This is a genomic window from Stenotrophomonas sp. YJH_SMC_25 (assembly GCF_059369595.1).
Window position 1 is genome coordinate 59,124 of the sequence record NZ_JCAFSV010000018.1, and the last position, 13,502, is coordinate 72,625.

Annotated in this window: 9 protein-coding genes; 5 read left to right on the plus strand and 4 right to left on the minus strand. The window is 67.8% G+C overall.

Annotated features, from left to right (window positions below; genetic code table 11):
• Nucleotides 1-36: 36 nt before the first annotated feature.
• Nucleotides 37-726: a response regulator gene (locus tag AC5P7E_RS19095; RefSeq protein ID WP_012481546.1), complete on the minus strand. Its 690-nt coding sequence runs from the start codon at nucleotides 724-726 to the stop codon at nucleotides 37-39.
• Nucleotides 723-2,126 carry a sensor histidine kinase efflux regulator BaeS gene (gene baeS, locus AC5P7E_RS19100; protein WP_043035565.1) on the minus strand — a complete coding sequence of 468 codons (1,404 nt, stop codon included), beginning with the start codon at nucleotides 2,124-2,126 and terminating at the stop codon, nucleotides 723-725. The genes AC5P7E_RS19095 and baeS overlap by 4 nt, the downstream gene beginning before the upstream one ends.
• A 117-nt stretch (nucleotides 2,127-2,243) precedes the next feature.
• Between baeS and smeA the strand changes: the two genes are divergently transcribed.
• From smeA to smeC, 3 genes are read left to right on the plus strand one after another with little or no spacing between them, the layout of a single operon-like run.
• Nucleotides 2,244-3,440, plus strand: a complete 1,197-nt coding sequence (gene smeA / locus AC5P7E_RS19105; RefSeq protein ID WP_114619039.1) for a multidrug efflux RND transporter periplasmic adaptor subunit SmeA — start codon at nucleotides 2,244-2,246, stop codon at nucleotides 3,438-3,440.
• A gap of 12 nt (nucleotides 3,441-3,452) precedes the next feature.
• Nucleotides 3,453-6,602: a multidrug efflux RND transporter permease subunit SmeB gene (smeB, locus tag AC5P7E_RS19110; RefSeq protein ID WP_043035563.1), complete on the plus strand. Its 3,150-nt coding sequence runs from the start codon at nucleotides 3,453-3,455 to the stop codon at nucleotides 6,600-6,602.
• Nucleotides 6,599-8,014 carry a multidrug efflux transporter outer membrane subunit SmeC gene (gene smeC, locus AC5P7E_RS19115; protein WP_099527035.1) on the plus strand — a complete coding sequence of 472 codons (1,416 nt, stop codon included), beginning with the start codon at nucleotides 6,599-6,601 and terminating at the stop codon, nucleotides 8,012-8,014. The genes smeB and smeC overlap by 4 nt, the downstream gene beginning before the upstream one ends.
• Nucleotides 8,015-8,147: 133 nt before the next feature.
• Here smeC and mnmG read toward each other — a convergent pair whose 3' ends face one another.
• Nucleotides 8,148-10,037, minus strand: a complete 1,890-nt coding sequence (gene mnmG / locus AC5P7E_RS19120) for a tRNA uridine-5-carboxymethylaminomethyl(34) synthesis enzyme MnmG (protein ID WP_495222862.1) — start codon at nucleotides 10,035-10,037, stop codon at nucleotides 8,148-8,150.
• Nucleotides 10,038-10,586: 549 nt separating this feature from the next.
• Entirely contained in the window at nucleotides 10,587-11,066 is a 480-nt protein-coding gene (locus AC5P7E_RS19125) for a hypothetical protein (RefSeq protein WP_019661648.1), read from the minus strand.
• Between the two features lie 158 nt (nucleotides 11,067-11,224).
• Here AC5P7E_RS19125 and AC5P7E_RS19130 point away from each other — a divergent pair, with 158 nt between their 5' ends.
• Both AC5P7E_RS19130 and AC5P7E_RS19135 read left to right on the plus strand, forming a co-directional pair.
• Nucleotides 11,225-12,187, plus strand: a complete 963-nt coding sequence (locus AC5P7E_RS19130) for a pyridoxal-phosphate dependent enzyme (RefSeq protein ID WP_049397696.1) — start codon at nucleotides 11,225-11,227, stop codon at nucleotides 12,185-12,187.
• Nucleotides 12,172-12,816, plus strand: a complete 645-nt coding sequence (locus tag AC5P7E_RS19135; protein ID WP_049485264.1) for a YdcF family protein — start codon at nucleotides 12,172-12,174, stop codon at nucleotides 12,814-12,816. Before AC5P7E_RS19130 ends, AC5P7E_RS19135 begins: the two co-directional genes overlap by 16 nt.
• Nucleotides 12,817-13,502 lie beyond the last annotated feature (686 nt).

Sequence of the window (13,502 nt, forward strand, 5' to 3'; positions counted from 1 at the left end):
ATTCTGCGGTTGCAGGCCAGCGGCCGGCACTACCGGCTAGGGCTCGTAGCTGTAGCCCATGCCGTACACCGAACGGATCGGCTCGCCTTCCATGCCGGCGTCGGCCAGCTTGCGGCGCAGGTTGCGCACATGGCTGTCGACGGTGCGGTCGACCACCACGCGATGGTCCAGGTACAGCCGGTCGAGCAGTTCATCGCGCGCCCAGATCCGGCCTGGGGTGGCCAGCAGCGTGCGCAGCAGGCGGTACTCCACCGGCGTCAGATCCAGGCCCTTGCCGTTCCAGGTGGCGCGTGCGGCCGGCTCGTCGATGTGCAGGCCACCGTTGGCGCGCGCACCCGGGTCCGGGCGGTAGCGGCGCAGCACCGCCATCACCCGCGCGACCACTTCGCGCGGACTGAACGGCTTGCAGATGTAGTCGTCGGCGCCGATCTCCAGGCCCAGCAGGCGGTCGATCTCTTCCACCCGTGCGGTGACCATGATGACCGGTACATCGCTGCTGGCACGCAGTTCGCGGCACAGGTCCACGCCGTCGCGCTGCGGCAGCATCAGGTCCAGCAGCACCAGGTCGGGCTGGTAGCGCACGAACGCGTCGATCACCTGGCCACCGTCGTCCACCCACTCGCTGGCCATGCCGGCGGCGGCCAGGTAGTCGCGCAGTACCGAGGCCAGGCGTGGCTCGTCCTCGACGATCAGGATCTTCGTGGACGTGGCGGGCGACGCACTCATGCAGGCTCCGGCAGGGTGATGACCACGCGCAGCCCGCCCAGCGGCGAGGGCGCGGCGTGGATGACGCCGTGGTGGGCGAGGATGATGTTGTGGCTGATGGCCAGGCCCAGCCCGCTGCCGCCACTGGCGCGGTTGCGCGAACTTTCCACGCGGTAGAAGCGTTCGAACAGCAGTGCACACTTGTCGGGCGGAACGCCCGGCGCGGTGTCTTCCACGACCAGCTGCACGCCGGCAGGCACGCGCGCTGCCTGCACGCGTACGCGGCCACCGGCATGGGTGTAGCGCAGTGCGTTTTCCAGCAGGTTGGCCAGTACCTGCTGCAGGCGCCGTTCGTCACCGGACACCTGCAACGGCGTGGCGGGCAGGTCTTCTTCCAACGCCAGGCCTGCATTGGCGAAGCGCACGCGCATGCCATTGAGTTCGCTGCGCAGCAGCGCCACCAGGTCCAGTGGCGCGAAGCGGTACGCCAGGCCGCCGGACTGGGTCATCGACAGGTCGTGCAGGTCGTCGATCAGCTTGCCCAGCTGGCGGATCTCGCCCTGCAGGCCCACCAGGTTGGCCCGGTCCAGCGGACGGATGCCATCTTCGATCGCCTCCAGCTCGGCGCGCACCACTGCCAATGGCGTGCGCAGCTCATGCGAGATGTCGGCAATGAAGGCGCGGCGGTTGCGTTCGGTATCGTCCAGCGCCTGCGCCATCCGGTTGAAGTCGTTGACCAGCGCGTCCAGCTCATCGTCACTGGTGCGCTCGATGCGGGTGGCGTAGTCACCGGCGGCCAACCGGTGGGTGGCAGCGGCCAGCTTGGCAAGGCGCTGGCGCAGCGCACGCGATACCAGCCAGGCCAGCAGTACCGTCACCAGCAGTAGCGCGATGCCGATCACCCACCAGGCGCGCACCTGGGTGTTGTAGAAATTCAGGTCGTTGGTGGCGATGACGGTCTGGAACGGCACCATGCCCAGCCAACCGACGGTCTGCCCGTCCACCTGCACCCCATGCGGCTCGTCATCGCTGGTGGCGTCGGGGTTGCCGGCCACGAAACGGTGCTGCGCGTCGAACAGGCCCAGGCGCGACGGCACGCCGGTCTGGTCGGACAGCGACGGCACCGGTCCTTCGTGCCCATGGGCCAGGTCCGGGCGCAGCAGCCGCGCCCAGCGGTCGCCATCACCGTGCAGATGCTCCCAGCCACCGTGCTCGCGGTACTCGCGCTGCAGGTGTGGCATCAGCCGCTGCATGCGCAGGTCGCCCTGGTCGTTGAGGTAGTCCAGGAAGCCGGTCTGGAAGGCCACGCGGCTGGCAATACCGTTCACTGCCAGCACCAGCAGGCAGGCGGTGAAGATCGCGAGGAAGGTCTTCGCGGTCAGGCCGAATTTGAGTTGGAACTTCGCCATCGCGAAGGCCATTAGCGGCGCATGCGGCGCCGAAAGCAAGCGCCAGCTGAGCCCGTCGCACAATCTCCATATTCTCTGCACAGTTTCACGGCAGCGTGCACGGGTCAACGCAAGGCCCCCACGCCCCCCATGTCCCTCCTGCGCCCGCTGTCCCGTTCCCCGCGTCCCCTGCTGTTGCCCCTGCTGCTGGCCCTAGCGGCCTGTTCGGCGGGCAGGACCGATGCCCCGGCCATGCCCGAAGTGGGCGTCATCATCGCCAGCGCGCAGCCGCTGGCACTCCAGCAGACCTTGCCCGGCCGTGCCGTGCCGTTCGAGATCTCCGAGGTGCGGCCGCAGGTCGGCGGCCTGATCCGCCAGCGGTTGTTCACCGAAGGCCAGCAGGTCAAGGCAGGGCAGCTGCTGTACCAGGTCGACCCGGCACCGTACCAGGCGGCCTTCGATACTGCCCGCGGGCAGCTGGCGCAGGCCGAGGCCGCCGTGTTGTCGGCACAGCCGAAGGCCGAGCGCACCCGCGCGCTGGTGAGCATGGATGCAGCCAGCAAGCAGGACGCCGACGATGCCACCTCGGCGTTGAAGCAGGCGCAGGCCAACGTGATTGCCGCGCGCGCTGCATTGCAGGCTGCCCGCATCAACCTCGACTACACCCGGGTGACCGCCCCCATCGACGGCCGCATCGGCACCTCCAGCGTCACCGCCGGCGCGCTGGTCGCGGCCGGCCAGGATACGGCACTGACCACCATCCAGCGGCTGGACCCGGTGTACCTGGATGTCACCCAGTCCAGCACGCAGATGCTGGCGCTGCGCAAGCAGCTCGATGCGGGCCTGGTGAAGGACATCGATGGCAAGGCACAGGTAAAGGTGCTGCTGGAGGACGGCAGCACCTACGCGCATGAAGGCACGTTGGAGTTCGTCGGCAGCGCAGTGGATCCGGGCACCGGCAACGTGAAGCTGCGCGCGGTCATTCCGAACCCGGACGGCCTGCTGTTGCCGGGCATGTACCTGAAGGCGGTGCTGCCGATGGCCACCGACGCGCGTGCCCTGCTGGTGCCGCAGAAGGCGGTGGTGCGCAACGAGCGCGGCGAACCGCTGCTGCGCCTGCTCGACGCCAAGGATCATGTGGTCGAGCGCCGCGTCAGCACCGGCCAGGTGGTCGGTAACCAGTGGCAGATCACCAGCGGCCTCAAGGCTGGCGAACGGGTGATCGTCAGCAACGGCAGCGCGGTATCGCTCGGCCAGCAGGTGAAAGCGGTGGCGGCCACGACGGCGCAGTTGGCGGCGATGCCGGCGGTCGATCCGAACGGCAACACCGACGAAAAGTCGCACTGAGGCCTGGCCCACATGGTTCGTTTCTTCATCGACCGGCCGATCTTCGCCTGGGTGATCGCCATCGCGGTCAGCCTGCTCGGCCTGCTCGCGATCCTGATCCTGCCGGTGGACCGCTACCCGCAGATCGCCCCGCCCACCATCACCATCCGCGCCACCTACACCGGCGCCTCGTCGCAGACCGTGGAAAACGCGGTCACCCAGGTCATCGAGCAGTCCCAGCAAAGCCTCGATCACCTGATGTACATGACCTCGACCAGTGCCTCCGACGGCTCGGCGCAGGTCAACCTGGTGTTCGCCACCGGTACCAATCCGGATACCGCGCAGGTGCAGGTGCAGAACCAGCTGCAGGCCGCCATGGCCACGCTGCCGCAGGCGGTGCAGCAGAACGGCCTGACCATCACCAAGTCCAGTGGTTCGATCTTCGAGGTGCTGTCGTTCACCAGCGAAGACGGCAGCATGGACAACTTCGATGTCGCCAACTTCATGGAAGCGCGCATCGATGACCAGATCAGCCGCGTCAGCGGTGTCGGCAACATCCAGCCGATCGGCCAGGAATACGCCATGCGCATCTGGCTGGATCCGGAGAAGATGCGCCAGTACGCGCTGATGCCCTCGGACATCGAGACCGCACTGCAGGCACAGAACACCGATGTCTCCGCCGGTGAGCTGGGTGGCCAGCCGGCGCTGAAGGGCCAGCAGCTCGACGCCACGGTAACCGCGCGCAGCCGCCTGCACACGCCCGAGCAGTTCGCGCAGGTGGTGCTCAAGGCCGATGCCAACGGCAGCGTGGTGCGTCTGGGCGACGTGGCGAAGATCGGCCTCGGGCCGGAAAGCTACGACAGCATCAGCACCTTCAATGGCAAGCCGTCGGCGTCGCTGGGCATTGAACTCAATGCCGGTGCCAACGCGATCGCCGTCTCCAAGGCCATCGATGCACGGCTTCAGCAGCTGCAGAAGTACTGGCCGCATGGCTACACCGCCCACGTGGCCTTCACCACTACGCCGTTCGTGACCATTTCGCTGAAGGAAGTGGTGATCACCCTGATCGAAGCGATCATCCTGGTGGTGCTGGTGATGTACCTGTTCCTGCAGAACTGGCGCGCCACGCTGATCCCGACCATCGCGGTGCCGGTGGTGCTGCTGGGCACGTTCGGCGTGCTGGCTGCATTCGGGTATTCGATCAACACCCTGACCATGTTCGCACTGGTGCTGGCCATCGGCCTGCTGGTGGACGATGCCATCGTGGTGGTGGAGAACGTAGAGCGGGTGATGACCTTCGAAGGGCTGGCGCCGAAGCCGGCCACGCTGAAGGCGATGGGCCAGATCACCGGCGCGCTGGTCGGCATCGTGCTGGTGCTGACCGCGGTGTTCCTGCCGATGGCGTTCTTCAGCGGTGTAACCGGGGTGATCTATCGCCAGTTCTCGGTGACGATCGCCGCCGCGATGATCCTGTCGGTGCTGGTGGCGATGACCATCACCCCGGCACTGTGTGGCAGCATCCTGCACCAGATTCCCAAGGGCGGCCATCCGCATGGCGACCACGGTGGCGAGCCGAGCCTGCTGGGCAAGTTCTTCATCTGGTTCAACCACCGCTTCGAGCGCACCTCCAACGGCCTGCGTCACCGCGTGGATCGTTTCCTCGGCCGGCGCACGCTGGGCGTACTGTTCTACCTGGTGCTGAGCGTGGCCACCGGCCTGTTGCTGTGGCACCTGCCGGGCGCGTTCCTGCCCGATGAAGACCAGGGCATGCTCAACGCGCTGGTGAAGCTGCCGGCCGGTTCCACGCTGGAGCAGACGCGGGCGGTGATGGATCGTCTGAGTGCCGTCGCGGTGAAGGACGACGGCGTGCTCTCGATCCAGGCCACCGCCGGTTTCAGTGTTACCGGCAGCGGCCAGAACGTCGGCCAGGCCTTCATCCGCCTGAAGGACTGGGATGACCGCAAGGACGACGCCGATACCATCGCCGCACGCTTGACGCGGGCGATGGCCAGCGTGCCCGATGCGCAGGTGTTCATCACCTCGCCACCGGCCATCCTCGGCCTCGGCGATGCGGGTGGCTTCACCCTGGAACTGCAGGACGAAGGCGGTGCCGGCCATGCCGCCGCCGTGGCCGCGCGCACCACGCTGCTGAAAGAAGCCGCCAAGGACCCGAAGCTGGTCAACGTGCGCTACGCCAGCCTGGAAGACGCGCCGGTATACGCGGTGAAGGTGGACGACGCCAAGGCGCAGGCGATGGGCGTGAACCCGCAGGACGTCAATGACACCTTGAACGCGGCGTTGGGCGGCGACTTCGTCAACAACTTCATCTACAAGGGCCGCATCAAGAAGGTGTTCATCCAGGGCACCGCCGAAGCACGCATGCAGCCGCAGGACATCGAGCGCTGGAGCGTGCGCAACCAGGCCGGGCAGATGGTGCCGCTGTCGTCGCTGATCAGCACGCATTGGACCAGTGCGCCGGCCGCACTGCAGCGCTACAACGGCATCTCGGCGATGGAAATCACCGGCCAGCCGGCACCGGGCGTCAGCTCCGGCGAGGCGATGGCCGAGATCGCGCGCCTGGCCGACACGCTGCCGGAAGGCTTCAGTCACGCCTGGTCGGACATGGCCTACCAGGAACAGCTGTCGGGCAACCAGGCGCCGATGCTGTACGCCATCTCGCTGCTGTTCGTGTTCCTGTGCCTGGCCGCGCTGTATGAAAGCTGGGCGGTGCCGTTCGCGGTGATGCTGGCGGTGCCGGTGGGCGTGTTCGGCGCCGTGCTGATGATGAACCTGCGTGGCCTCAACAACGACGTGTACTTCCAGGTCGGCCTGCTGACCACGATTGGTCTGGCAGCGAAGAACGGCATCCTGATCGTCGAGTTCGCGCGCATCCTCGAACAGCAGGGCAGGAGTACCCGCGACGCAATCCTGCAGGCGGTCTACCTGCGGCTGCGGCCGATCGTGATGACTTCGCTGGCGTTCCTGATGGGCGTGTTGCCGCTGGTATTTGCCACCGGCGCCGGTTCGGCTGCGCGCCGTTCGCTGGGCACGGGCGTGGCCGGCGGTACGGTGGCCTCGATGGTGCTGGGCATGTTCTTCGTGCCCTTGTTCTACCTGCTGGTGCGCCGCCTGTTCCCGGGCCGCGCGCCGGCCGACGCCACTGCCCCGGAGGCAAGCCCATGAAGCCGATGCTGCTGCGCGCCCTGGCGGCCGCAACGATGACCGCCGTGCTGGGCGGCTGCGTGAGCATGGCCCCGCACTACCAGCGGCCCGAGGCGCCGGTGCCGGCACAGTTCGGCAATGCCGGCACCGGCGAGGCCGAGCCGGCACTGGCGATGCCGGCCTGGCGCGAAGTGTTCCTGGAACCGCGCCTGCAGCAGGTCATCGCGCTGGCGCTGCAGAACAACCGCGACCTGCGCGTGGCGGTGCTGCAGGTGGAGAAGGAGCGCGCGCAGTACCGCATCCAGCGCGCGGCACTGCTGCCGTCGGTGGATGCCAGCGGCAGTGTCACCCGTTCGCGGGTGAGCGATGCCAACAGCGAGACCGGCGTCACCCAGCTGACCGAATCCGATGCCGTGCAGGTGGGTATCAGCAGCTGGGAGCTGGACCTGTTCGGGCGTATCCGCAGCCTGAAGAACGAGGCGCTGCAGAACTGGCTGGCCAGCGCCGAGAACCAGCGCGCCGCGCGCACCAGCCTGGTGGCTGAAGTGGCGACGGCCTGGCTGGCGCTGGCGGCCGACGAGCAGTCGCTGGCATTCACGCAACAAACGCTGGACAGCCAGCAGCAGACCCTTCAGCGCACCGAGGCCCGCCATGCACAGGGGCTGGCCTCGGGCCTGGACCTGTCGCAGGTGCAGACCAGCGTGGAAGCCGCGCGCGGGGCGCTGGCGAAGCTGCAGACCCAGCAGGCGCAGGATCGCGATGCATTGCAGCTGTTGGTGGGGGCACCGCTGGATCCGGCCCTGCTGCCAACCGCGCAGGCGCTGGATGGCAGCGTCGCATTGGCGCCGCTGCCCGCCAACCTGCCGTCCAGCGTGTTGCTGCAGCGCCCGGACGTGCTGTCCGCCGAGCATGCATTGCAGGCAGCCAACGCCGATATCGGTGCCGCGCGCGCCGCATTCTTTCCGACGCTGGCGTTGACCGCCAACTACGGCCACAGTTCCACCGCGTTGTCGACGCTGTTCTCGGCCGGCACCCGTGGCTGGTCGTTCGCGCCCAGCATCACCGCGCCGATCTTCCATGCCGGTGCACTGAAGGCCTCGCTGGATGCCTCGAAGATCGGCAAGGACATCGGCATCGCGCAGTACGAGAAGGCGATCCAGCAGGCCTTCAGTGAGGTGGCCGATGCGCTGGCCACGCGCGATCACCTGACCGCGCAGCTGGACGCGCAACGCGCGTTGGTGGCTGACAGCCAGCGCAGCTACACCTTGGCCGATGCGCGCTACCGCACCGGACTGGATGGCTACCTGCAGTCGTTGGATGCGCAGCGCAGCCTGTATGCCGCGCAGCAGGACCTGATCGCCCTGCAGCAGCAGGAAGCGGGCAACCGGGTGACGTTGTTCAAGGTGCTGGGCGGAGGCGCGGACGCGCGGTAACGCGCCCGCCAATGTGGGTGTGTCTTCCGCTCCGGTAGGTGCCGACCTTGGTCGGCACGAATGCATGCAGCATCGCGATCTGATGATTCGTGCCGACCCAGGTCGGCACCCACCAGAAGCAGGTGAGACCGCGTTACGCCACGCGTCCGCGCCGCGCCCGCTCCAGGTGCACCAGCAGCAGCGAGATCGCCGCCGGGGTCATGCCCAGGATACGCTGCGCCTGGCCGATGGTCTGCGGGCGCACACGTTCCAGTTTCTGCAGTGCCTCAGCCGACAGCCCGCGCACGGTCGCATAGTCGAACGCCTCGGCGATCGGCGTGGCCTCATGCCGCTGCTGCCGCTCGATTTCCTCGCGCTGGCGATCCAGGTAGCCGGCGTACTTCACCCCGATCTCCACCTGTTCGGCCACTTTGGCGTCGGCCACGGCCGGGCCCAGCGACGGCACCTGCATCAGCTGCGCGTAATCCAGCTCGGGGCGCTTGATCAGGTCCAGCACATTGGTTTCGCGGCTGACCGCCACGCCCAGCGTTTCCTGCACTTCGCGGCCCAGCGCATTGGCCGGGGTCGCCCACAGTGCGCCCAGGCGCGCGCGCTCGGCGGCGACGGCGGCCTGCTTGGTCTCGAACGCGCTCCAGCGATGGTCATCCACCAGGCCCATTTCGCGGCCGGCGGGGGTCAGGCGCTGGTCGGCATTGTCCTCGCGCAGCTGCAGGCGGTATTCGGCGCGGCTGGTGAACATGCGGTAGGGCTCGTTGGTGCCGTGGGTGATCAGGTCATCCACCAGCACGCCCAGGTACGCCTCGTCGCGGCGCGGGCACCAGCCATCCAGTCCACGTACCTGGCGTGCGGCGTTGAGGCCGGCCAGCAGGCCCTGCGCGGCCGCTTCTTCATAGCCGGTGGTGCCGTTGATCTGGCCGGCGAAGAACAGGCCGTTGATCAGCTTGGTTTCCAGGGAGGCCTTCAGCCCGCGCGGATCGAAGAAGTCGTACTCGATCGCGTAGCCGGGGCGGGTGATGTGCGCGTTCTCGAAACCACGGATGCTGCGCACCATCTCCAGCTGCACGTCGAAGGGCAGCGAGGTGGAGATGCCGTTGGGATAGATCTCGACGATGCCCAGGCCTTCGGGTTCGACGAAGATCTGGTGGCTGGCCTTCTCGGCGAAGCGCACCACCTTGTCCTCGATGGACGGGCAGTAGCGCGGGCCGATGCCTTCGATCTGGCCGCTGTACAGCGGCGAGCGATGCAGCGCGTCGCGGATGATCTGGTGGGTCTGTTCGGTGGTGTGGGTGATCCAGCAGCTGACCTGCTGCGGATGCTCGTCCACCGAGCCGAGGAAGGACATCACCGGGCGCGGCGAATCACCGGGCTGCTCATCCATCACGCCGTAGTCCAGCGAGCGGCCGTCGATGCGCGGCGGCGTGCCGGTCTTCAGGCGGTCCACCTGGAACGGGCGCTCGCGCAGGCGCGCGGCCAGCGTGGTGGCCGGCGGGTCGCCCATGCGGCCGGCGGCGTACTGGGTCGGGCCCACATGGATCTTGCCGGCGAGGAAGGTACCGGCCGTCAGCACCACGGCCCCGGCGTCGAAACGCAGGCCGGTCTGGGTGATGACCCCTCGCACGGCGTCGCCTTCGATGACCAGGTCATCGACCGCAGCCTGGAACACGGTCAGGTTGTCCTGCCCTTCGACGATGGCGCGGATCGCCATGCGGTACAGGTTGCGATCGGCCTGGCAACGGGTGGCACGCACGGCCGGGCCCTTGGAGGCGTTCAACGTGCGCCACTGGATGCCGGCGCGGTCGGCGGCATGCGCCATCGCACCGCCCAGGGCGTCGATTTCCTTGACCAGGTGGCCCTTGCCGATGCCGCCGATGGCCGGGTTGCAGCTCATCGCGCCCACCGTTTCGATGTTGTGGGTCAGCAGCAGGGTGCGCACGCCGGTGCGGGCCGCGGCCAGCGCGGCTTCGGTGCCAGCGTGGCCACCGCCGATGACGATGACGTCGTAACGATGGAAGGACGGATTCATGGGGGCTGTTCAGCTGGGGGCGGGCGCGGCCGGGGGGCGGCGCCGGGGTGGCGATTTTAGCGCCATTCGGGGCCGGGACGTCGGTACCGGCCGGCCGGCGCCGAAATCAGCCCTAAAGTTGGCAGGATTTTTGCAGATAACCCAATAGCACCCACCGTGGCTGGCGCCGCAGGCGCCCGTGACCGGAATTGGAACAGGGGCCGGTACAGGCGCACGATGGGGGAGCAGAGGGCCGGCAGTCGGGGGACTGTCCGGCCCTGTTTTTTTGGGGTGCCGGGAAAGGCCCCGTCCACGCATGGCGTGGATCTACTGACGCTGGGGCTCTCGCCGGTTGGCGGCCCGGCAAAACAAACGGCCCCGCATTGCGGGGCCGTCTGCCTTCAGAGGTGCCGACATCCGACAGGGCCGGAACAGGGGGGATCCAGATGTTCCTGTCGGATATCGACGTAGAGCTTTTTGCGGCGGCCCGTGTCGTTTTTGTCACTTTGTGACGCGGGCCGTCACTGTCCGCGTAGATTGCGGCTTGGACCGTGTGAAATGCAAGACGGTTCAGCGCTCAACTGTGCGCTGCGTCGCACGATCCATGTTGCGCCAGGGGGAACCGTTCATCCTCGGCGCACTCGGTGCCGGTGCCGGACGGGCCTGGGGCGCCGGCGGCTGTGCGTTCGACTGCGGCGGGCGGCGCATCGAGTCCATGTTCCGCCACGGCGAACCACCGTTGTACGACGGTCGCGACGGCGGCGGCGGACGGTGCTCGCCACCATTGCCCGGGCGCGGCGGCGGGCGATGGTTGTGCGGCGGGCGGTAGATCGGGCGCGAGTAATACGGATTGCCGTAGCCGCCGTAGTAGCCGCCATAGCCACCGTAGTAGGGGCCGTAGTTGTAGGGATAGCCGGCCGGGTAGCGGTACTCCACCGACGGCGCACCGTGGTAGTAGCTGCCGCTGCGGCCGCCGCCGACATAGTCGTAGGTGGTGCAGCCGGTCAGGGCCAGCAGCAGGCCACCGGCAAGCATCAGGCGCATTTTCATGGTGGGTCCCCCCAGAGGACGGGTGTGCAGTCAGCTTCGGGCGCCAGCGTTGAATCGGCCCTTAATTCCGCCGGCCAGGATGAATGGAGGCGTAGGGCTGCATGCTGGCATGACCTGTGTCCGGTCGCCAGCGCGAAGCCATACGTTAATCTTGCGTCATGAGCGATTCACTGTTGCCCCGCGCCGATGACGTCCTGCTTGCTGCGGCGAGGATCGCCCCGCACGCCAGCGTGACGCCGGTGCTGCGCTCGCGCACGCTCGATGCGCTGGCCGGCGCACAGCTGGCGTTCAAGGCCGAGCACCTGCAGCGCGGTGGCGCATTCAAGTTCCGTGGTGCCTGCAACGCGGTGTGGTCGCTTGATGCTGATCGTGCCATCGCTGGCGTGGTGACCCATTCCTCCGGTAACCACGGTGCCGCGCTGGCGCTGGCCGCGCGCACGCGTGGCATTCCCTGTCATGTGGTGGTGCCGGAAGGCGCGGTGGCAGCGAAGCTGGCGAACATCGCCCGCCACGGCGCCACGCTCTGGCGCTGTCCGCCGACCATCGCCGACCGCGAGGCCACCTGTGCCAGGGTGCAGGGCGATACCGGCGCGACCCTGGTCCATCCGTATACGGACCCGGCGGTGATGGCCGGGCAGGGCACTGCGGCCCTGGAACTGCTGCACAGCGACGGCCCGTTCGATGTGCTGGTGGTGCCGGTGGGCGGCGGTGGCCTGGCCAGCGGTACCGCGCTGGCGCTGCAGCACGCCAGCCCGCAGACCCGCCTGGTGCTGGCCGAGCCAGCCGGAGCCGACGATACCGCGCGCTCGCTGGCCGCTGGCGAGCGGCAGGGCGCGTTCACCCCGGACACGATCTGCGATGGACTGCGTACCCTGATCGGCGCGCCGAATTTCGAACTGCTGCGCGCGGCCGGTGCCGAGGTAATCGTGGTCGATGACACTGCGACCATGGCCGCAATGCGCCTGCTGTGGGAGGTGCTCAAGCAGGTGGTCGAGCCATCCTCGGCCACCGTACTGGCCGCGGTGCTGGCACAGCCGCAACGTTTTGCCGGCCTGCGCGTGGGCCTGGTGCTGTCCGGCGGCAACGTCGACCTGCCCGCGTTGCGCTGGGGGGCGCCATGAGCCGCGACCGGCATCGGCCTCGCACCGGCGTGCTGGGCTGGCTGTGGCGGCTGTTTGTCCTGCTGGTGATCTGGCTGCTGGGTGTGACTGCCTGGATCGTCTGGGTCGGCGAGCGCGACCAGGCCGCCAAGGCCGACGCCATCATCGTGCTGGGTGCGGCCGCCTATGACGCCAAGCCGTCACCGGTGTTCGAAGAACGCATCCGCCACGGGCTGGATCTGTATGAAGCACGCTATGCGCCGCTGCTGATCTTCACCGGTGGCTATGGCGGCACCGGTGCGCGCTTCTCCGAGTCGCAGGTGGCGCGGCGTTACGCGCTGAAGCATGGCGTGCCGGACGATGCGATCCTGATCGAAACCGCTTCGCGCAATACCGTGCAGAACCTGGTTGAAGCCAAGCGGCTGATGGACCAGCGCGGCCTGCACCGGGTGATCGTCGTCAGCGATCCGCTGCACATGGCGCGCGCGCTGCGCCTGAGCAAGGCGCTCGGCATCGATGCGCTGGCCTCGTCCACGCCCAGCACGCGCTTCCGCAGCTTCCACACCAGCTGGCGCTTCCTGGTGCAGGAAATCTATTTCTTCCACCGCGACCTGGTGCGCCCGCCGTTGAGTTCGCCGGCCAATACCTGAGGGCGGAAGCCTGCGTTGCGCACGGCCTCGCACTGGGTAGTGCCGGCCGCTGGCCGGCAGATGCCCCCCATGGAATCGTGAGGTTGCCGGCCAGCGGCCGGCACTACCAGACGATCAGGTCTGCTTGCGGCGGATTGGAATCGCCGACACCGCTCGGAATTGGCAGGTGCCAACCTTGGTTGGCACCATCTGTCAGATCGCGATGCTGCCGGCCAGCGGCCGGCACTACCGGACGATCAGGTCTGTTTGCGGCGGATTGGAATCGCCGACACCGCCCGAATTTGGTGGGTGCCGACCTTGGTCGGTACAACCTGTCAGATCGCGATGCTGCCTGCACTGTGCCGACCAAGGTCGGCACCCACCAGAGCGATTCGCGTATGGCGTCGCATTTGGTAGTGCTGGCCGCTGGCCGGCAGATGCCCATCATGGAATCGTGAGGTTGCCGGCCAGCGGCCGGCACTACCAGACGATCAGGTCTGCTTGCGGCGGATTGGAATGGCCGACACCGCTCGGAATTGGCAGGTGCCAACCTTGGTTGGCACCATCTGTCAGATCGCGATGCTGCCGGCACTGTGCCGACCAAGGTCGGCACCCACCAGAGCGATTCGCGTATGGCGTGGCATTTGGTAGTGCCGGCCGCTGGCCGGCAGATGGCCACCATGGAATCGTGAGGTTGCCGGCCAGCG

Coding starts and splice junctions, on each gene's coding strand:
- AC5P7E_RS19095 (WP_012481546.1), bottom strand. CDS start 726: ATGAGTGCGTCGCCCGCCACGTCCACGAAGATCCTGATCGTCGAGGAC.
- baeS (WP_043035565.1), bottom strand. CDS start 2,126: ATGGCCTTCGCGATGGCGAAGTTCCAACTCAAATTCGGCCTGACCGCG.
- smeA (WP_114619039.1), top strand. CDS start 2,244: ATGTCCCTCCTGCGCCCGCTGTCCCGTTCCCCGCGTCCCCTGCTGTTG.
- smeB (WP_043035563.1), top strand. CDS start 3,453: ATGGTTCGTTTCTTCATCGACCGGCCGATCTTCGCCTGGGTGATCGCC.
- smeC (WP_099527035.1), top strand. CDS start 6,599: ATGAAGCCGATGCTGCTGCGCGCCCTGGCGGCCGCAACGATGACCGCC.
- mnmG (WP_495222862.1), bottom strand. CDS start 10,037: ATGAATCCGTCCTTCCATCGTTACGACGTCATCGTCATCGGCGGTGGC.
- AC5P7E_RS19125 (WP_019661648.1), bottom strand. CDS start 11,066: ATGAAAATGCGCCTGATGCTTGCCGGTGGCCTGCTGCTGGCCCTGACC.
- AC5P7E_RS19130 (WP_049397696.1), top strand. CDS start 11,225: ATGAGCGATTCACTGTTGCCCCGCGCCGATGACGTCCTGCTTGCTGCG.